The sequence below is a fragment of the Dysgonomonas reticulitermitis genome (genome assembly GCF_054601275.1).
Genome location: NZ_BAAHWU010000019.1, coordinates 36,453 through 57,087, shown reverse-complemented (window position 1 = coordinate 57,087; position 20,635 = coordinate 36,453). Strand labels below are relative to the sequence as shown.

Annotated in this window: 20 protein-coding genes and 1 tRNA gene; 13 read left to right on the top strand and 8 right to left on the bottom strand. The window is 36.8% G+C overall.

Annotated elements, in window-relative coordinates:
- Positions 1-160 precede the first annotated feature (160 nt).
- Both ACYPZI_RS08905 and ACYPZI_RS08900 read left to right on the top strand, forming a co-directional pair.
- Positions 161-310, top strand: coding sequence for a hypothetical protein (locus ACYPZI_RS08905; protein ID WP_459600726.1), 150 nt, complete (start codon positions 161-163; stop codon positions 308-310).
- 302 nt (positions 311-612) lie between these two features.
- Positions 613-2,196 carry a recombinase family protein gene (locus ACYPZI_RS08900; protein ID WP_459600728.1) on the top strand — a complete coding sequence of 528 codons (1,584 nt, stop codon included), beginning with the start codon at positions 613-615 and terminating at the stop codon, positions 2,194-2,196.
- Here ACYPZI_RS08900 and ACYPZI_RS08895 read toward each other — a convergent pair.
- A tRNA-Met gene (locus tag ACYPZI_RS08895) sits at positions 2,156-2,227 on the bottom strand. The two genes, ACYPZI_RS08900 and ACYPZI_RS08895, sit on opposite strands and share 41 nt — an antisense overlap.
- 116 nt (positions 2,228-2,343) lie before the next feature.
- Positions 2,344-3,822, bottom strand: a complete 1,479-nt coding sequence (locus ACYPZI_RS08890; protein ID WP_459600724.1) for a DUF3078 domain-containing protein — start codon at positions 3,820-3,822, stop codon at positions 2,344-2,346.
- A 223-nt stretch (positions 3,823-4,045) separates the two neighbouring features.
- Between ACYPZI_RS08890 and aroC the strand changes: the two genes are divergently transcribed.
- The 9 genes from aroC to ACYPZI_RS08845 all read left to right on the top strand — a co-directional run bounded on the left by aroC (position 4,046) and on the right by ACYPZI_RS08845 (position 11,566).
- Entirely contained in the window at positions 4,046-5,119 is a 1,074-nt protein-coding gene (aroC, locus tag ACYPZI_RS08885; RefSeq protein ID WP_459600722.1) for a chorismate synthase, read from the top strand.
- Between the two features lie 81 nt (positions 5,120-5,200).
- Positions 5,201-5,641, top strand: a complete 441-nt coding sequence (locus ACYPZI_RS08880; RefSeq protein WP_459600720.1) for a YbaN family protein — start codon at positions 5,201-5,203, stop codon at positions 5,639-5,641.
- A 110-nt stretch (positions 5,642-5,751) separates the two neighbouring features.
- A complete protein-coding gene (locus ACYPZI_RS08875) occupies positions 5,752-6,069 on the top strand; it encodes a DUF3467 domain-containing protein (RefSeq protein ID WP_459600718.1) in 318 nt (105 codons plus the stop codon).
- A gap of 48 nt (positions 6,070-6,117) precedes the next feature.
- Positions 6,118-7,224, top strand: a complete 1,107-nt coding sequence (ald, locus tag ACYPZI_RS08870) for an alanine dehydrogenase (RefSeq protein ID WP_459600716.1) — start codon at positions 6,118-6,120, stop codon at positions 7,222-7,224.
- Positions 7,225-7,557: 333 nt separating this feature from the next.
- On the top strand, positions 7,558-9,111 hold the full coding sequence (locus ACYPZI_RS08865; protein WP_459600714.1) for a cytochrome ubiquinol oxidase subunit I: 1,554 nt from the start codon (positions 7,558-7,560) through the stop codon (positions 9,109-9,111).
- 72 nt (positions 9,112-9,183) lie between these two features.
- Positions 9,184-10,326, top strand: coding sequence for a cytochrome d ubiquinol oxidase subunit II (gene cydB / locus ACYPZI_RS08860; RefSeq protein WP_459600712.1), 1,143 nt, complete (start codon positions 9,184-9,186; stop codon positions 10,324-10,326).
- Positions 10,327-10,481: 155 nt separating this feature from the next.
- Positions 10,482-11,129, top strand: coding sequence for a DUF2975 domain-containing protein (locus tag ACYPZI_RS08855; protein ID WP_459600710.1), 648 nt, complete (start codon positions 10,482-10,484; stop codon positions 11,127-11,129).
- 9 nt (positions 11,130-11,138) lie between these two features.
- On the top strand, positions 11,139-11,351 hold the full coding sequence (locus ACYPZI_RS08850) for a hypothetical protein (protein WP_459600708.1): 213 nt from the start codon (positions 11,139-11,141) through the stop codon (positions 11,349-11,351).
- Between the two features lie 8 nt (positions 11,352-11,359).
- Positions 11,360-11,566 carry a helix-turn-helix domain-containing protein gene (locus ACYPZI_RS08845; RefSeq protein ID WP_459600706.1) on the top strand — a complete coding sequence of 69 codons (207 nt, stop codon included), beginning with the start codon at positions 11,360-11,362 and terminating at the stop codon, positions 11,564-11,566.
- A gap of 58 nt (positions 11,567-11,624) precedes the next feature.
- On the opposite strand, the gene ACYPZI_RS08840 is transcribed toward ACYPZI_RS08845, so the two are convergent.
- From ACYPZI_RS08840 to porT, 6 genes are all read right to left on the bottom strand, one after another.
- Positions 11,625-13,046 (bottom strand): efflux transporter outer membrane subunit, encoded by a 1,422-nt coding sequence (locus ACYPZI_RS08840; protein ID WP_459600704.1) that lies wholly within the window; start codon positions 13,044-13,046, stop codon positions 11,625-11,627.
- 5 nt (positions 13,047-13,051) lie between these two features.
- Positions 13,052-16,219 carry an efflux RND transporter permease subunit gene (locus tag ACYPZI_RS08835; protein WP_459600702.1) on the bottom strand — a complete coding sequence of 1,056 codons (3,168 nt, stop codon included), beginning with the start codon at positions 16,217-16,219 and terminating at the stop codon, positions 13,052-13,054.
- A gap of 33 nt (positions 16,220-16,252) precedes the next feature.
- On the bottom strand, positions 16,253-17,362 hold the full coding sequence (locus ACYPZI_RS08830) for an efflux RND transporter periplasmic adaptor subunit (RefSeq protein WP_459600700.1): 1,110 nt from the start codon (positions 17,360-17,362) through the stop codon (positions 16,253-16,255).
- Positions 17,363-17,377: 15 nt separating this feature from the next.
- Positions 17,378-17,845 (bottom strand): MarR family winged helix-turn-helix transcriptional regulator, encoded by a 468-nt coding sequence (locus ACYPZI_RS08825; protein WP_459600698.1) that lies wholly within the window; start codon positions 17,843-17,845, stop codon positions 17,378-17,380.
- Between the two features lie 136 nt (positions 17,846-17,981).
- Positions 17,982-18,158, bottom strand: coding sequence for a nitrous oxide-stimulated promoter family protein (locus tag ACYPZI_RS08820; protein WP_459600696.1), 177 nt, complete (start codon positions 18,156-18,158; stop codon positions 17,982-17,984).
- Complete coding sequence (gene porT / locus ACYPZI_RS08815; RefSeq protein ID WP_459600694.1) at positions 18,151-18,858, bottom strand: type IX secretion/gliding motility protein PorT/SprT; 708 nt, start codon at positions 18,856-18,858, stop codon at positions 18,151-18,153. The genes ACYPZI_RS08820 and porT overlap by 8 nt, the downstream gene beginning before the upstream one ends.
- A gap of 238 nt (positions 18,859-19,096) precedes the next feature.
- Here porT and ACYPZI_RS08810 point away from each other — a divergent pair, with 238 nt between their 5' ends.
- Positions 19,097-19,264: a DUF362 domain-containing protein gene (locus ACYPZI_RS08810; RefSeq protein WP_459600692.1), complete on the top strand. Its 168-nt coding sequence runs from the start codon at positions 19,097-19,099 to the stop codon at positions 19,262-19,264.
- 115 nt (positions 19,265-19,379) lie between these two features.
- On the top strand, positions 19,380-20,633 hold the full coding sequence (locus tag ACYPZI_RS08805; protein WP_459600690.1) for a type IX secretion system plug protein: 1,254 nt from the start codon (positions 19,380-19,382) through the stop codon (positions 20,631-20,633).
- The last annotated feature ends 2 nt before the right edge of the window (positions 20,634-20,635 follow it).

Genomic DNA, 20,635 nt, shown 5'->3' with positions numbered 1-20,635 from the left:
GTTATCCAAACCAAATGTACTTGCAACCTATTGACATTATGTGTACTGCTGCGATTTTCCATTAACGTTGTACTTATGTAAGAATTTTAAACATTTATAGAAGCTAAAGCCTTGTACTAAAGTACATGGTTTTAACTAGCGAACCTGAAAAATAAATATAATGAGCATTGAAGAATGTAAGAAGATTTTAAATAAAGGAAAAAGAAGATATACAGATGAAGAAGTAAAAATGATTAGAGAATATCTATATCAATTTGCTGAAATAGAATTAAAAATAAGAGAAGAAAATGATGTAAGTAAATTGAAATAATATATAAATGATTTATCCTTGAGTGTAGATCGTGCAAAAACGTACTTTGAGACATTGATCCATGATAAATCATAACGCCAGCTTATAGCGAATATAAGCAAACAATAAGGTAGTACATCTACCATTGCAAAATTTCTAAGTAATGTTCACAGATAAAGAATTATTAGAATATGACAAAGAATTTAATAAATTTAAAATAGAAGTAAGTCAAGAACAAAGAAAAGAAATACTTGACTTTATGTATTCAGTTAGCATTATCGCTTACGAATACTACAATAATAATAAGATAAATAATACGAGTTATGAGTAAAAAGAAAAAAAGTATAGTTGAATATGGGAACTTAAAAGAAAAGATAGCAGTAGTATGGACACGTGTTAGCACGAAAGAACAAGCTGAAAATAATTACAGTTTAGATGTCCAAAAGAAGGAATGCGAAGCATATGCCCAGAAGCATAATATTAAGATTGTAAAATATTATGGTGGAACTAATGAGAGTGCAAAGACTGAAGGTAAACTATATCGCCAGATGATTACCGAAGTTGCAAAAAGTAGAGACGTGAATATTATATTGGTATATAGTTTCGATCGTTTTTCACGGGCAGGGGATGAAGGTATATTGACGAAGCGATATTTAAAATCGAAAGGTATATATGTTGTTTCTGTTACACAACCAACCGATCCAGATTCAGCAGCAGGGGAATTTATGGAGAATATACTATTTCTATTCAATCAGTTTGAAAATAACCTTAGAAAAGGTAAATGTGAGGCAGGAATGAAAGAGTGTATTGAAAGAGGTGATTGGTATTCAAAACCACCTATGGGCTTTACTAAATCTAAAAAAGAAGGTAAACACATAATTGAAGTAAATGCAGTAGGGGAAATAATAAAAGAAGCTTTTATGTGGAAAGTTCAAGAAGAGCTACCAAACACAGAAATTGTAAAAAGGTTAAAGGCGAAAGGATTAAAAATATCTCCTCAAAAATTAAGCGAGATTTTTCACAATCCGTTTTATTGTGGAAAGATTAAACACGCATATCTTGATAGAGAAATAATATATGGAAATCAAGAAGTTTTAATTAGTGAAGATATATTCAATAAAGTAAATGGACTTAATAGGGATGTAGATTATACTCATACAGATGAAACACCAGAATGTCCATTAAAACGCCATGTATATTGTTCCAAATGTAACGGACTAATGACGGGCTATCCAAAGAAGAAAAAAACAGGTAAGATTTACTATTATTATAAATGTAATACTAAAGGATGTAAATGTAATGTTGGTGCTGAAACTATGCACCAACAATATATTGATCATTTATCATATTACACTATCCCTTCTGATCTAATACCAATATTAAAACCGATGTTGGCAAAAGCATTTAAAGAAAGGAACGAAGGTCAAGAACAATTACATAAAGAGCTTTCAAAGCAATTGACTGAATGTAATAATAAAATTAACGACATTAATGTAAAGTGTGGTTTAGGAGAAATCAATACAGAAGTATCTGACGCTACAATACAAGCTTTGAAAGATAAAAGAGCATCTATTGAATTGGGATTAGAAAAAGCAAAAGAAAATTTATCGAACCTTGATAAATTTACAGAAGATGTACTATCAACATGCTCTAAACTAAATGCTTGGTGGTGTAATGGTACATTTCAAATACGTCAGAAAATACAAGATTTGATCTTTCCAAAGGGTATAAATTACGACAAGGAAGATGGGATTTATCGAACTCCTGTTATCAATAATGTATTGTCTGTATTTGGTGGAATATCAGAAGATTACAAAAAATATATAAACAAAAAAGAATTGCAAAATAGCAATCCTTTCAGTTTAGTTGCGGAGACCGGATTCGAACCGATGACCTCCAGGTTATGAGCCTGGCGAGCTACCACTGCTCCACCCCGCGATATTGTGAGTGCAAAAGTATGCAATTTACCCCAACGCTCCAAATAAAAATAAACTTATTATACAAATATTTTCACCGGCAAACCCCTATCTGCTGCTAAATAGACACTTAACCGACTACCACGAATAACTAAGTCCAAATCCTACAGTCTCGTTATATTGGAAATATCCCCATTTTCCTTTCTTATCAGGGGATACGCCATCATCATATCGCAAATAAAAATAAACGGATGCAGATAAAAATCGATTCAAATTCATTGTAAATTTATTCTCCGCCTCGAAAATAGCTTTTTCATAATTGGTAAAATACATTATACGACTGGTAAATTTACTAAATCGATTAAAGCCATATGATATATTAGCATTTACAGTAGAACCAAAATCAAGCAACGCTTTCTTTCCTTTCTCCACACCATATCTAGTTTCATCTACAAGCGAGTCTGCAACCAATGTATAATTTATAGAAATAGGTGAAAGCTCTAATGATAGATCAAAGCGCTTATATTTGTCTTTTTTAGAGATTTTTTCAAGACTGTATTTCATACCTATACCAGAATTCACCTTTAACGGAGAGAATAAAGCTCTTACTCTGGATTCACTATTTACAGGATAACCATGAAATAAAGGCGTCTCAATTTTGAGATTTACATTATATGACCATTTTTTGAAAGCCGTCAGGCTAAATGTACTGCTATTACGCACGTAATCATCAATGATACTTAATTTATGAAACTCATCGGCAGGAGTACGCTGCACATTCAATTTCCACTCAAAAGTGTTTTCGAATATTATTTTATTTTTCTTATACTTTTGATATAACTTATGATAATTTATCACACTGAAATTACTATTACCTCCTTTGTGCCAATTGTCCGATATATCATTCTGATTTATTTGCAACGAATGCTCTCCATTCTTCAGCCAATACACAGGCTTTATCTGTATTTTTTCCACCTCCGGCTTAGAAATAGAAATAGCATCATCTGTAGTAAGCAGTTCTTTAAATACATTCTTTTTTTCTACCACAGCAGTCTCTTTTAACTTTTCGGAATCCACAAAATTAGAAGTGCTTATCCGAATCCGCTGAGGATTATTTGTTATATAATATTTCCTCATATCCCGTATATGCTGCATTCTATCTAATTCCAGAGCGAATGTACTTTCTCTTGGTATCAAACGAAACTCTTCTGTCGAATCTGATTTCTCAGATAGAAAGTCCAAATTATCCGGCAATATTTTGCCATCAAATATTACAGGAAGAAATACAGGATCCAGAATAACCGTATCCCTGAAAGTTACATTTTCTGCAAACGGTATCCAATTAGGTTCTAAAACAAGCAATCCATATTTATTTCTTTGAGGCAGGAAACTCTCATCATTCAATTGATTAGCATACACTGTATCTATCTTTAGCGGTGCAGAAAAGCCCTCTGAAATATTTTTGGAAGACGCGTCTTTAAGCCGTTTATTTAAATCTGTTATATTATTTAACAGACTATCTTTTTTCAGGTTCGTACTGCCCCTATTCTGGGCATTCGCAGAACCAAATACAAATAATAACATAATAAGACCAAGAAAGAACTTATTTACATTCATTACACTTATCTCTTTTAAGAAAAGTAATTATTACTTATTATTTATGCCGAGCTACAAATTTAATAATATAATCTTTAAATTAAATTTTAAATTTCATTAATAAGCTTAACTTAGTCCGAAAATGAACGAATAAAGAGCTATAATAAAATGTTTTGGTAAAATTTAAACAGGCTCTTAATATTTTCGTATAATTTTGTATTTCATTAAGATCAAAAAATAACCGATGAATACATTTGGAAATATTTTCAGGCTAACCTCATACGGAGAATCTCACGGGGCTGCTATAGGTGGTATCATAGATGGTTGTCCTGCCGGAATAACAATAGATATAGACTTTATACAAAGTGAATTAAATAGAAGAAAGCCGGGACAATCTAAAATAACGACCCCCCGCAAAGAAGCCGACGAAGTAGAGTTCCTATCGGGGATATATGAAGGAGAAACCACCGGAACGCCAATCGGATTTATCATCCGCAACAACAATCAGCATTCTTCGGATTACGATAATCTAAAGAACGTTTATCGTCCATCTCACGCTGATTATACATACTCTCAAAAATATGGCATACGAGATCATAGAGGAGGAGGCCGGTCGTCTGCACGCGAAACAATAGCCCGGTGCGTTGGCGGGGCAATAGCTAAACTAGCCCTTAAACAATTAGGCATAGAGATAACAGCATATACTTCGCAAGTCGGGCATATCAAATTAGAAAATGATTATACAGAATACGATTTATCATTGATTGAATCTACACCCGTACGTTGCCCCGATCTTGAAAAATCTGCTGAGATGATAAGCCTTATCGAAGAGGTCAAATCTAAAGGGGACACAATAGGCGGGGTTATCGCATGTGTAATTAAAAATACTCCGGTAGGACTGGGAGAACCGGTTTTCGGTAAATTACACGCAGCCTTAGGCAATGCCATGTTAGGTATAAACGCAGTAAAAGGATTCGAATACGGAGACGGCTTTGATGTCAACCATAGAGGCTCTGAGGTGAACGATGTATTCTATAATGATAATGGAACTACTAAAACCCGCACAAATCACTCGGGAGGAATACAAGGTGGCATCTCCAACGGACAAGATATTTATTTTCGTGTGGCATTTAAGCCTGTTGCGACAATCTTAATGCGCCAAGATACCGTCACCGACCATGGTGAACAAACAGACCTAAAAGCCCGTGGACGCCACGATGCCTGTGTATTGCCCCGTGCAGTGCCAATAGTAGAAGCAATGGCTGCAATGACAATACTGGATTATTATCTATTGAGCAGGATAAACAAAGCATTTTAGATTGTAAAAGAAGATTCTTCCGGTATTAGTACGTTGTCTCGCATTTTTTTTATTTCTTTGTTATAACGCAATAATAGAAAAATGATTAAATATTTATATATAGCCTTGGGGTTTATTACTTTAACCTTAGGATTGATAGGTATAGTTACACCTGGCCTGCCTACAACTCCATTTATTTTACTTACAGGTGTCTTATTTGCCAAAGGCTCACCCCGTCTCCATCAAAAATTGTTAGACAACAAACTAACAGGAAAATACATTCACCGTGTAAATGAAGGATTTAGCCTTAAAGGAATCGCCATATCTATTGGTATCATGTGGTGTCTGATATGCCTCACTACATTTATCGTGTTCAAAAACAATCCGACGATGCAATATGTAATGATCAGTCTGGGGGCAGTTGGTACCATTGCGCAAATTATAGTCTTACGCAAAAAGAAGAAAAAACAACGAGTAATGATAGTGGAAAATGCTTTAGTAGAAAAGGTTGACAAGAAATTAAAAATATCGCAACAATTATAAAAAAATATAGATTTGTGTTATAAAATATAGATATTATATTTTGTTATCTAGTTATATTTATTTTCCTTTGTGGATAAAGGTTAAGGAAATCAGAAAACAAAAAAACAGGTATGGAAAACAACAACGAACCGAATAATCAAATACAAATAGAACTACCGGAAGACGTTGCTCAAGGAATATACTCCAATCTAGCTATCATAGCTCATTCTTCATCAGAATTCGTCATCGATTTCGTACGTATATTACCCGGACTGCCAAAAGCAAAAGTTCAGTCCCGGATAATATTAACGCCCGAACACGCGAAACGTCTGTTATATGCCCTAAATGAAAACATTAACAGATTTGAATCGCAAAACGGGCCAATTAGTGCCGACAATTCATCCGGATTCTTCCCTCCTATAGGCGACGGACCTATCGGGGAAGCGTAATGCGCAGAAAAACTTAATTGTTTTAACATATTAAATTAAAGAAATATTATGAAAATTGGAATCCCTAAAGAACTCAAAGCTTTTGAAAACCGGGTGGCTGTAACACCTGCAGGCGTACTTGAATTAGTAGCTAACGGACATAATGTGTATGTGCAGACGACAGCCGGTGTAGGCAGCGGATTTGCCGATACGGACTACACGAATGCCGGGGCTAAAATATTGCCGACTATAGAAGATACATATGCTATCGCCGACATGATCGTAAAAGTAAAAGAGCCAATACAGCAGGAATACAACCTTATACGCGAAAATCAGATAATATTTACGTACTTTCATTTTGCATCCAGCCTGGAGCTTACAGAAGCCATGATAAAAAGCAAGGCGATTTGTATAGCTTACGAAACAGTAGAATTGCCAGACCGGTCTTTGCCTCTATTGGTACCAATGAGTGAAGTAGCCGGACGTATGGCAATACAAGAAGGTGCACGCTTTCTTGAAAAACCTCATCTGGGCAAAGGTGTCTTATTAGGTGGAGTCCCTGGTGTTAAACCGGCCCATGTAATAGTGATCGGTGGCGGTATAGTTGGAGCGCAATCTGCCAAAATAGCGGCCGGAATGGGAGCCAGAGTGACTATTCTGGATAAAAGCCTGGCCAGGTTACGTTATTTGAGCGACATTATGCCTGCAAATATAACAACAAGATATTCGGACACTTATACCGTAAAAGAATTATGTAAAGACGCAGACCTTATTGTGGGTGCTGTATTGATAGCCGGAGACAAAGCCCCTCAGGTAATTTCGAAAACCATGCTAAAAGATATGCAGGCCGGTACTGTAATGGTAGACGTAGCTATCGACCAAGGAGGATGTTTTGAAACTTCAAAACCAACAACGCATCTCGATCCCGTATTTGTGATAGATGATGTAGTACATTACTGCGTGGCTAATATTCCTGGCGCAGTGCCAATGACATCTACCTTGGCTCTGACAAACGCAACCCTGCCTTATGCTTTGAATATAGCCAATAAGGGTTGGAAAGAAGCATGCAAAGAACGCAATGATCTTCGCAAAGGACTAAATATTGTGAACGGTGATATCGTATATAAAGCCGTTGCACAAACCTTTGGATTAGAGTACAAAGAATTAAGCTTATAATATAAACAACACACAATATGGAAGAATGGATGCCAAAATTTAATTTCTTCGCAATGCTTAGAAATGAATTAGAGTCTGTTTAAATTTATATCATTCAAATTTTTAGAATTGTTTTCAGACTGATTTATTCTTTTACGAAGTGATAATAGCGGGCTATATGAACTGAGTAAAAGGATAAATCAGGCAAAAAGAGGCTAAAAATGAATGAAGAACCAGTTTCTTAATCTATATAAGAAAATATTCGTTAGAAATTTAAACAGGCTCTTAGTAAGGAGATCGATTCTTAGCAAACTAATATAGACCTCATATATTTATTAATTAAAATTATTATTTATGGAACTACTAAATGCATCGTTAATAGACTGGTCAAGAGCCCAGTTTGCAATGACGGCAATGTATCACTGGTTGTTTGTCCCTCTCACTTTGGGGTTAGGGATTATTATGGCAATCATGGAGACAATGTATGTACGTACAGGTAACGAACAGTGGAAAAAAACCGCTAAATTCTGGATGGTACTCTTCGGTATCAATTTTGCTATCGGAATTGCTACCGGACTTATTCTCGAATTCCAATTCGGAACCAACTGGTCTAATTACAGCTTGTTTGTTGGCGACATCTTCGGAGCGCCTTTGGCTATCGAAGCAATTGTCGCTTTCTTTATGGAAGCCACATTTATTTCTATCATGTTCTTCGGATGGAAACGTGTAAGTAAAAAAGCTCACTTGGCAGCTACATGGCTGACTATTACAGGCGCTACAATCTCCGCATTATGGATACTGGTTGCCAATGCCTGGATGCAATACCCTGTAGGAATGGAATTTAATCCTGATACATCTCGTAACGAAATGGTCGACTTCTGGGCTGTGGCACTATCTCCTGTAGCCATAAATAAATTTTTACACACAGTGATTTCGTCATGGATACTAGGCTCAGTATTTGTTGCCGGTATATCAGGATGGTATATGCTAAAAAAGAGAAATCTGGAATTAGCTAAACAAAGTATGAAGATCGCTGCTGTTTTTGGTTTGGTGGCTTCTTTGCTAACGCTGTATACAGGTCATGGTTCGGCACAGCAAATAGCGGAAAAACAACCTATGAAACTGGCCGTGATGGAAGGCTTGTACGAAGGTAAAGAAGGAGTAGATCTTATCGCTTTTGCCATTCCTAATCCGGCGAAGGAGTCTTACACTGACGATGTAGATCCTTATCTTATTAATTTTAGTATACCAAAAGGGTTGTCATGGTTAAGTTTCGGTGAATTGGATGCTTACGTTCCCGGCATTAAAGATATCATAAACGGTGGATACAAAGAGCCGGATGGAAATATAGCGTTGTCTTTTGCCGAGAAAAAGGCTAAGGGCGAAATCGCTCAACAAGCCTTGAATAATTATAGAAAAGCAAAAAAAGCAGGTGATGAAACAGCCGCTCTTCAACAGAAGGATGTATTGATGACTAACTATGCCTATTTTGGTTATGGATATTTAGATACACCTGAGCAATTGATTCCGAATATTCCTCTTACGTATTGGAGTTTTCACCTTATGATCTATTTAGGTGGTTATTTCATTTTATTATTTGCTGTTCTTTGCTTCCTTATTTATCGTAAAATAGATATTGAAAACAAAAAGTGGATTCTTTGGGCGTGTATTTTGACTATTCCGCTGCCGTATATCGCAGGTCAGGCCGGATGGATGGTAGCCGAATTTGGACGCCAGCCTTGGGCTATTCAGGATATACTGCCTCTCCAGGCTGCGGTCTCCGCTATCTCGGCTAAGTCTGTAATTATTTCATTCTCCCTGTTCTTTGCTTTATTTACTGCTCTTCTTATAGCAGAAATAAAAATCATGTTGAATCAAATCAAAAAAGGTCCGGAAGAATCTCATTAATTTAAGTTTCAAGATTTAATAATTTCAAGATTTCAAGATTTAAACTCAAGAAGTCTAAAAAACGATATAACTATGGATTATTCATTTTTACAACATTACTGGTGGTTCCTTATATGCCTTATCGGGGGGATATTTGCATTCCTTCTGTTTGTGCAGGGAGGTCAGTCGATGCTATTTTCATTGGCCAAAGACGAAAAGGAGCGCATGATACTTGTTAATGCATTAGGACGCAAGTGGGAATATACATTTACTACCCTTGTTACGTTTGGAGGAGCTTTTTTCGCATCATTCCCGTTATTCTATTCTACCAGTTTTGGTGGAGCATACTGGGTATGGATGGCTATTCTTTTGTGCTTTGTAATACAAGCTGTCTCTTACGAATTTCAATCAAAACCGGGTAATGTATACGGACGTAACACATACAGATGGTTTTTGTTTATCAATGGACTATTAGGAACATTCCTCGTTGGCGCTGCCCTTGCTACCTTCTTTACCGGTTCAGACTTTTATGTAAATAAAGAGAATCTGACAGATGTTCTTAATCCGACAATAAGCGGTTGGGGATCGGAATGGCATGGATTGGAGGCTTTAGCTGAGCCTCGATGCTGGTTGCTGGGACTTACTGTATTCTTCCTTGCCCGCACATTAGCCTGCTTATTCTTTGTTAATCGCCTAAAGGATGAAACGTTGGTTGCACGTTCACGTAAATTCCTACTATACAATGCTATTCCATTTGTAGTAGTATTTTTGGCATTTGTTATCTGGACGTTCCTCGACAAAGGTTATGCTGTAGACCCTGCGACGAAGGTTGTAGAATTAGTTCAATATAAGTATTTTATTAATCTAATAGAAATGCCTATTGTAGGCATTGTATTTCTTGCAGGAGTTTTGCTCGTATTATTCGGTATTGGAAAAACTCTGTTAAGCAAAGAATATAGCTGCGGTATTTGGTTTACGGGCGTAGGCACAGTGCTTACTGTATGTATGTTGTTACTCATAACAGGATATAACAATACTGCATATTATCCTTCAACAGATTTACAAAGTTCATTGACAATAGAAAATTCTTCATCCAGCGAGTTTACTTTGACTGTGATGAGTATAGTTTCTTTGTTGGTGCCATTTGTATTAGGATATATTATCTATGCATGGTATGCATTAGAAAAAAAGCGTTTAGACGTCAAAGATCTGAAAGACGACGGTCATGTATATTGATTATCTGAATAATTAGTAGAAAAGGCAGGAATAATATTATTCCTGCCTTTTTTATTAACACTAATTATAAATATTATTGTTTTTCGATAAAATATTTGCGTAATTCAGAAAATATTTATTGCTTTGTGAAAGAATAATTTTATATGCTTTTTACTATGAATCTGAAAATAAAAATTTACTGTATACTCTTGACCATCGTGTATATGGTTATCATTGCGAATAGCGCCTATCAAGGCAGTGCTGATTTCATGGAAGGCTTTAAAAAAGGAGCTGACAAGGATTTTAGTTATGAAGTTTATTATCTGAATCTCAAACCTAAAGAAGGAAAATACACTTTCCACGAACAACTAAAAAACGAAAAGGATAGCCAATATATTTCGGCTGAAGCAAACAGGTATCTTATAAAAACTAATTCTTCATATAACGCTATCCCCTCGGGGCTAAAGATAATAAAGCTTGTCTGTATAGTTTTTATTACAATTCTGGCTTTTAGCTTGTTATTTTCTCCTATACTATTTTTCAGCATCATATACTCTATAACGAAGAACAGGATTATAACATCGAGTCTTATTCTCCGAGCCAGAGTATTGGGATGGCTATTATTATTATTTTCCATTATAGAAATATTTTATACTGTAAATGAGGCTATGATACTACGAAGTATAATGGAAATCGAGAATTACCAAATTGTAATGGGACAACCGGATTACATGATGTTGGTATTGGGACTGGTAATTCTGATTCTGGCGGAAATACTCAAAATGTCCTTAAAAATAAAAGAAGAACAGGATTTAACCATATAATAAGAACTCATGATTCCAACAATAAAAATAGCCTGTGTAGCTATTATATATTATGCGATTGTATCGGTATGTAACTTTGATAAAATAACAGAAACCACCTGTGAATTAAGAGATCAAGTGAAAGAATATGTCATAGATACTTGTTCTACTATTGTTCCGGCATATGCTAAAGTGATATTTTTGTTAAATACAAACGTTAAAGACTATCTTCCATTAAAATAATAAAGATTATGGCAATAATAGTAAATCTGGATGTGATGATGGCTAAACGGAAAATATCATTAAATGAATTATCAGAAAAAATAGATATAACTCCTGCCAATTTATCTATTTTGAAAACAGGAAAGGCTAAAGCTATACGATTTAGTACATTGGAGGCTATATGTAAAGAGCTGAACTGCCAACCGGGAGACATATTAGAGTTCAGAGATAAATAAAAAAACAGGAAGCTATCCAAAATGGATAGCCCCCTACTCTTTTGTGTATTATCAGTTCTTATTCTACACCACCGCCCAAAGCTCTATAAAGATTTACTGTAGCTTGGAGTTGTTCCAGTTTATCACTTACTTGTCCTAATTGAGCCTGTAATAAACCTTGTTCGGCTTGCAATACCTCTGTATAATTTGCCTCACCACTTATCAATAATTTTTTTGTATCGTTAACCGCTGTATCCAGAGACTCTACTTGTTTCGTTCTATCCTCATTCTTTCGGAGAGAAGTATCGAAAGTATATAAAATATTAGATACCTCCTGGCTTGCGGACAATACTGTTTTTTCGAATGTCAGTAAAGCCTCTTGTTGTTGAGCTTTAGCAACTTTCAATTGCCCTCTTAACTGATTGCCGGCAAATAATGGTTGCGTAAGACCTCCAATTATGTTAGCTAATAAATTTTCAGGCTTGAAAAACTGAGATACCGTGTTGACAGTAGCAAAGCCTACCATTCCAGAGGTTAATGTTATTGAAGGATACAAAGACCTTTGCGCGGCATTTTTCATTTCAAATGCAGATCGGAATGCCATCTCAGCTTGCAATACATCAGGACGTTTGGCCAACATTTGCGCCGGAACACCAAACGCTAACTGTGAAGGTATAACTTGATTGCTTATAGATGTTCTTGCAATAGTACCCGGTTTACGTCCTAACATTAAAGATAAGGAATTCTCCAATTGATTTATCTGCATTTCCAAATTAGGCACACTCACCTTAGTACTGTAAAGTAAACCTTCACTTTGCTTTACCGCAGCCCGGTTCATACCCGTCATTCCGGCCTGCATCATAGCATCCATTGTTTTTGTACTTTCCTCCAATAATCCAATAGTTTCTTTGGTCACCTTCAGTTGTTCATCAAGAGCCAAGAGAGAATAATAGGAAGTAGCTATATTAGCGATCAAAGAAGTCTGCACCAAATTACGATAGGCGTGGGTACCAACATATTGTGCATATTGAGCCTTCGATTTACTATTTAGTTTACCCCATATATCGGCTTCCCATTGCACAACCACGCCTAAGCTATACTTAGTGCCGGCATCGTAACCAAGTATACGTTCTTTTCCATTAGACACGCTCGTTCTGGTATGATCTATCTGCCCGGCTAATGCTACTGTTGGAAAGTATGCCGACTTAGCGACATATAGGCTAGCCTCTGCCTGCTGTATTCGTGTAACAGCTATCCGCAGATCATAATTATTGTTTAACCCCTCATCTATTAAAGCTTGAAGAGCCGGGTCGGTAAAATATTCACGCCATGGAATATTCGCAATAGATGTTGTATCCGTAGGATCTTCTCCTCTGAATAAATATTGAGTATCTACCTCAGGAGATTTATATTTATTCGTATTAAAAACCCCGCAGGAGGTGAATCCCGTTGAAAGTATCACTCCCAATAGAATAGCACCTTTTGTATATTTTCTTATCATGATCCTCATTTTTTATTAATTAACTCATCATTAGAGTTTATCATTCCCGATTTACTGAATTTATCCTGAATAGCTTGGAATATAATATACAAAGACGGAATAACCAATATTCCAATCATAGTACCTACAAACATACCTCCAATCGCACTAATACCAATAGACCTGTTACCAATCGCACCTGCTCCTGTAGCAATAAACAAAGGAAATAGCCCGGCGATAAACGCAAAAGATGTCATCAAAATCGGGCGAAGGCGTGCGACTGCGCCATTCACGGCAGCCTCGATAATACTCATACCTTGTTGACGACGCTGCAACGCATATTCTACAATCAAGATGGCATTTTTCGCCAGCAAACCTATCAACATGATCATTGATATTTGCACATAGATATTATTTACAATACCCCGCGACAGACCAAATATCATCAGGAAGATAAACACCCCTGCCAATCCAACAGGCAGAGAGAAAATAACAGCCAGAGGAATAATATAACTTTCATATAACGCGCAAAGCAATAAATATACAAAGATCAAACATATACCGAATATCAATATTGTTTGACTACCACTATTGGCTTCCTCGCGTGTCATACCGCCATATTCATAGCTATAACCGTCAGGAAAGATTGTTTTATCCTGAGACATTTCCTGTACCAATTGTAACACATCCCCTGTACTTTTTCCGGCATAAAAATTAGGCACAATTGTAACATCTATAGAAGAATACATATTGAAACGGCTTAATGTAGGAGGTGCATCTATATCTTTTACGTGAATAAACTCTGTAACAGGAGCCATCTCTCCCGACGCGGTCTTCACATATAAGCCATTTAAGTCTTCCAGTTTTCGCCTGTATTCCGGAGAAGCCTGCATTACCACCCTGAACTGTTTACCATACAGATTAAAGGTCGATGCATACGAACTACCAACATAAGCCTGTAATGATCCCATTACATCGTTAAGTGTAAGTCCTGCCGCTTTTATTTTAGCCAGATCCGCCGATATTTCTTTTTGTGGGAAAGACGGATTAAAGTTAGACATAACCATCATTACGTCGTCACTTCTATCTCTTAGTTTTTGTATTAAATTTTGAGCGACATCATTAAATTTAAGGATATCGCCTCCGGTACGGTCTTGTAATTGCATATCAACACCGGCGCCTAAACCAAATCCCTGAAGTGTAGGAGTAGCAACAAAGAAAAATGTCGCGTCTTTTATATGACTCGTTTTTTCTTTCAATATAGCAGACACTTCATTTGTGGATAGTTTACGATCATTCCATGTCTTCATTTTTACAATGACTGTACCGTAAGAACTATTCATACCGGCCATAAAGTTTACTCCGGTGATATTTGTCACACTCTTAACTCCATCTATTTTTTGCGCTTCCTCAACGAGCTGACTTACGATAGAATCTGTTCTTTCTAATGATGATCCGGGAGGCAATGTTACAAATCCAATAACGCCACCACTATCCTCATTAGGAACAAAACCTGTAGGTATCATTTTCATTAGCCCAAATAGGACGACTGATGAAACAAGTATTATAGCTACGGTAATCCAACGATGTCCTCTTCTTCCTAAAAATTGCAGGCTATTTTTATATTTACGAGTAGCACTATTAAACATCATATTGAAATAGTAGTAAAAACGTTGAATAAGCCCTTTTTTCTTGTGTTCCTCATCGTGAGGTTTCAGGAATAACGCGCAAAGAGCAGGACTCAGTGTCAACGCATTGACTGCCGAAATAAGAATCGCGATAGCAAGCGTCAGACCAAACTGTTTAAAGAATATCCCTGTAGTACCACCAATAAAGCTGACCGGAATAAACACAGCCGACATGACCAACGTAATAGATACAATGGCCGGAGCGATTTCCTTCATAGCTGTCATTGTAGCCACTTTGGGATCTTTCTCTCCTGCATCTAACTGAGCATGGACGGCCTCGACGACGACTATAGCATCATCGACCACAATACCGATAGCGAGTACCAACGCGAACAATGTCAACAGATTGATGGAAAATCCAAATACCTGCAAGAAGAAAAAGGTACCTATAATAGCAACCGGCACAGCTATAGCAGGAATAAGAGTAGATCTAAAATCCTGTAAGAATACGAATACGACAATAAATACAAGTACGAAAGCCTCAAGAAGAGTATGGATAACTTTTTCAATGGATGCATCCAAAAACTCGCTGGAATCCATCATATAGTTGAACTTAACTCCTGACGGCAATGATTTTTCCGCATCATTTAGTACGCCCTTAACATTTTTGATTACTTCCTGAGCATTCGATCCGGCGGTCTGATTGATCATTATAAATACCGATTCATTTCTATCGGTCTGAGATACAACGCCATAGTACAACGAACCTAGTTCAACTTTAGCAACGTCTTTTAATCTTAGTATTTGACCATCCTGAGAACGCAATATAATATTACCGAAGTCCTCCTCTGATTTAAGTTTCCCCGTATATCTCATCGTATACTGAAACGACTGGTCACTGTTTTGACCCAATTCACCAGGGGCTGCTTCAATATTCTGATCGGCCAGGGCAGCCGAAACTTCCTTAATCGAAATTTTATAGGCAGACATCACATCCGGTTTCAGCCAAATACGCATCGAATAGTCTCTTGCCCCAAACACATTTGCATTACCAACCCCAAATACACGCTTTATCTGAGGTAAGATATTAATATTTGCATAGTTTTGAAGAAATTCCCCGTCGTAGTCGGGGTTATCTGTACTGATGGTTAACCCCAGCAATGTACTATTCTGCTGTTTTGATACGATCACACCTAACTGAGTAACCTCTTGAGGGAGTAATGGTGTAGCGCGCGCCGCCAGATTTTGTACGTTTACTGCTGCAATATCCGGATTGATACCTTGCTTAAAAAACACCCTGATTGTAGCTTGTCCGTTACTTGCTGACGATGTCATATATGTCATCCCTTCCACACCATTGATCTGCTCTTCGAGGGGAATAACCACGCTGTTCATTACCACCTCGGCATTTGCTCCGGGGTAATTTGCCTGAACCTGTACTGTCGGAGGTGCAATATCGGGATATTGTTCTATAGGCAAGGTAGCCAGACCAATAATCCCTAACACTACAATAATGACAGAAATAACAGTAGAAAGTACAGGTCTTTCTATAAATGTTTTTAACATTGTTTTTTATGTTTATTGTTTGTATGCAATAATTTATTTCTTCACTTTGATTTTTTTACCATCAGCCATCGTAATCAAACCTTCCGATACGATACGGTCTCCGGCTTTCAATCCGCTTGTGATCACATAGCTCTTACCATCAGGCGTAGGTATCACGGAGACCAGTGTTTGTACAGCCATTGTATCTCCCTGAACTTTAAATGCCAGATATTTATTTTGCTGCATCTTAGTTGCATCTTGAGGTATTACAATTGCATTATCGATATGTCTGGGAATAATAACGTTTCCACTGAATCCGCTTCTCAGAATACCGTCCGGGTTAGGAAAATCGGCTCTAAGATTTACTGTACCGGTAGTTACATTTACTTGTCCGGTAATCGTTTTAATCTTACCTTTTTCCGGATAAATAGTTCCATCAGCCATTTTCAGTGTTACTTCCGGCAGATTGTTTATTTTCTCCACCTGGGTTTTACCTTCAAGTCCATCCAGCAACGAAACCAGTTCTTTTTCGTTGATAGAGAAATAAACAAAAACATTTTTTGTACTCGATACTGTTGTTAATGCATTAGATGAGTTTACTAAACTGCCCTGACGGTATGGAATAGAACCCATGACTCCATCAACGGGACTGGTTACATTTGTCCAGCTCTTCATGTCTGTAGCGTTTTTTAGTTGAGCATTAGCCTGCTTTAATGTAGCTTTTGCCGACTCAAGAGCATTTTCATAGGTCTTTAATTGAGTCACACTAACAATACCCTCCTTTGCCAAAGGTGCGATACGATCAACGTTCAGTTGAGCTGTTTTCACCTGAGCATCGGCACTGCTTACTGCCGCTAAAGCAGTTGTATAAGCTTGATCCGATTGTGGAGAGTTAATTTTAAATAAGCTTTGGCCTTTTCTTACTACAGAACCTTCATCCACGTAAATAGCATCGATAAATCCATCTACACGTGGTCTGATTTCAATATCTTCTTGCCCCTTGATAGTTGCAGGATAAACGGTTTCCAACTGCACATTCTGCTCACTTAAGACAGTCGTCCCCAATTCTTGCGGAGCCTCTTCCTTTTTATCCGCAGGTTTACTGCAAGACAGTGTTATAACCATAAGAGCTACTGCTCCAAAAACAATCTTCTTTAAATCCATAACCTAATATTTATTTTAACTGTTCGATTTATTTAAGCGATCCATCTCTCTCAACAATAACCGGAGATGTGTTACCAAACCTTGTTTATCAATATTTTTAAATAATTCCTCCTGGCTTTCTTCTATCTTAGTTTTCGCCCTAAAAAAAAGAGCGACACCTTCATCTGTCACTTCCACTATTCGAGCTCTTGTATCGGTTGTGCTCTCACGTCTGCTGACAAGTCCTTTCTTTTGTAAATTGCGCAAGATAGTAGAAGTAGTCATCGGATCAATCTCTGTCTCTTGAGACAAAATAATCTGAGTTGCCTCCATTTTATATTCCGACATATAACATATAGCGCCAAGAAGTTCCATTTGAGAGCCGGTAATCCCAAACTCGTCTAATAATCTTTGTTTACCTCTCTGCCAATACTTCATGATTCTCCATATCAGGAAGCTTATATCATTATTCGGATCTGTCGACTTACTACAATTCCCATTCATTGAATATTTTTTTAATAAATTGAGTGCAAAGATAGTAAGCGCACTTATAATAAGTCGGTTTTACTTTTAAAAAAATCAAAAGATTTAACTTTTTTTACATGAAATAGGATGTCTTTATTATTCTTTCCACAAAATATTATTTTCCTGACCACCCATTTAATTCACTAACCAAGTGGGCGATAGCTAAAAACGGATTATGACGAAACATTCTTGGGCCGGAATAGCGCATAACCTCCTTTATTTTTATTTTCATTGCAGGAGTATAACAATGAACAGGGCATTTTTTTTCTCTTTGGCATTCATTTTTACTCAAAATTGAAAATCAATGAAATCATCCTGGTTTTGCCCGACGATATGGCTTGTGTATATTTCTGCATATCTTTATCAGTAAGGTCTGAACGATCTTTGTCAACAATGTCAACAAGGCCAAACGAAAATCTTAGCTCCGGACAAAGTTTAAATAATGGGAGGTAGATATTACAACCGACTCCAAACTCAAGACCATAATCCATAGATTTAAAGCGCAAAACATCATCCTTCTTTTGAGCTAAATTAAAGGCTCCATATCCTCCTGCCAGAAAGTAGGGTCTCGCGTTTTTGATACGTGGAGCGCTAAATTTCAAGTGCAATGGAACTGTCAGATAATTGCTTCTCAAAGCAGACTCTACTTCTTTTCCCGAAGTTTGTTCTTTAAATATAAATCTACGTTCTCCGAAATGTAATGCCGGACTTAGACGCAAATTCATATATTCGTTGAGATACCTGTCTCCTATGATACCGACACTGAAACCGACCGAATAGGACGGAATCTCTGCAAACCAGGCTTCACCATTCGAACCAACATAACCAGTATGCGACATTATCAAATCCTGCGCCTGAAAACCAATCATAAACCCAAGATGATGCAATTTCTGGTCTGCAAAAGGTTGATTATCGGACTTTCTCACTTGCGAATGCAATGTCACCGAAAAAAACAGTAAAAGTAAAAAAATATATGATTTATTTGATTTCACAATATACATTTTATTATAAAACGTCATTCCACATCCATTATTATTCAAAATAAAAACATCGACCGCCCACCGTTCATAACAAACTAAAAAATAGCCAATTAAATACGCAAAGTCGTTTTTTTTATAAATATAACACTATAAATATATGCAATATCTAATGATATCTATTTTGGTCTAATAAAAAAACTAATTATATTTGCCGAATCAAAGTTAGTAATAATATTAAAAAACAAAAGTCATGGCTTACGTAATTAGTGAAGACTGTATTGCTTGTGGTACTTGTATCGACGAGTGTCCGGTGAGTGCAATTTCAGAAGGAGATATCTATAAAATCGATCCTGATACTTGTACTGACTGTGGTACTTGTGCAGATGCATGTCCGACTGAAGCAATTCATCCTGCATAAGATTGCTGGATTATAAAATATAAAGGAAGCTATATGCTTCCTTTTTTATTTTGTACCGATTAGTATCAGTAAATATTTTCATGTACATTTGTATCAATCACATTGATAATAAACTATGAAATATTTACTCTTACCAATAGTCTGCATTTTCAGCCTGATTTCTTCTGCTCAGGTATACCATACACAAGCTATATCTCCCGAAATATACACTATACAAGTCAACAAAGATGGGGACTGGGGACAAATGCCTGTCATAAAGTTAAAAGAAAACAGCCGGATAAATATCAGTTTCGACCGGATATCGGAAGACTCTTTCAATAGATTAAGATATAGAATTATTCATTGCGATGCTTTCTGGAAACTTAGCCAGGAATTGTCGGAAGCTGATTATATCGATGGTTTTAATAACAATTTGATAGAAGACTATGCTGCTTCACGTAACACAACGGTCGAGTATACCCATTTCGAGATTGAAATACCAAATCGGGATGTAAAGCTTCGGCTGTCAGGAAATTACGCAGTAGAAGTTTATGAGGACGGATGGCCTGACAATATTTTACTTACAGCATGTTTTTCCGTACTGGATTCGCAATTAAGTATCGGCGCAACCGTTTCCTCCAACACTGACATCGATACAAACCGTGCGCATCAACAACTGTCTTTTACACTACTGCATCAAAACGTAAGTATTCGGGATCCTCACAGAGACCTTAAAGTATTTGCCTGGCAAAACAACCGGCTGGACACAGAAAGATCCGATTTAAAGCCAACGTATATAAGCCCGGGGAAATTGATATACGAGCATAACCGGAATCTCATATTTGAAGCCGGCAACGAATACCGTAGGTTTGAACTATCGAGTTACAGATATAACGGTTTGAATGTGGAACATATAGAATACAACCGGCCTACTTATTCTATGTATATAGTACCTGATAAAATACGCGCGGGACATTCTTACAGTTACGATCAGGATCAGAACGGAAAGTTTGTAATTAGAAGCAATGAAAGCGATAAGAGCGAAACGGAAGCCGACTATTTCAACACCACCTTTACTTTACCCATGGATACTCCTATGGCGGAAGATATCTTTATTAACGGAAATTTTACAGATAATAATTTTACAGATAAATACCGTATGATATATGACGCAGAAAATAAGGAATACCGTTTGTCTTTATTATTGAAACAGGGATTATACAATTATTTGTACCTTACCAAATCGGGTAATAATTATTCTACAGCTAAAATAGAAGGGAATTATTACGAAACAGAAAACGAATATTTGATATTTGTTTATCATCGACCTCCGGGACAACGTTACGACAGCCTGATCGGTGTTCAAAGTATACAATCGAGAAAAAAATAAAA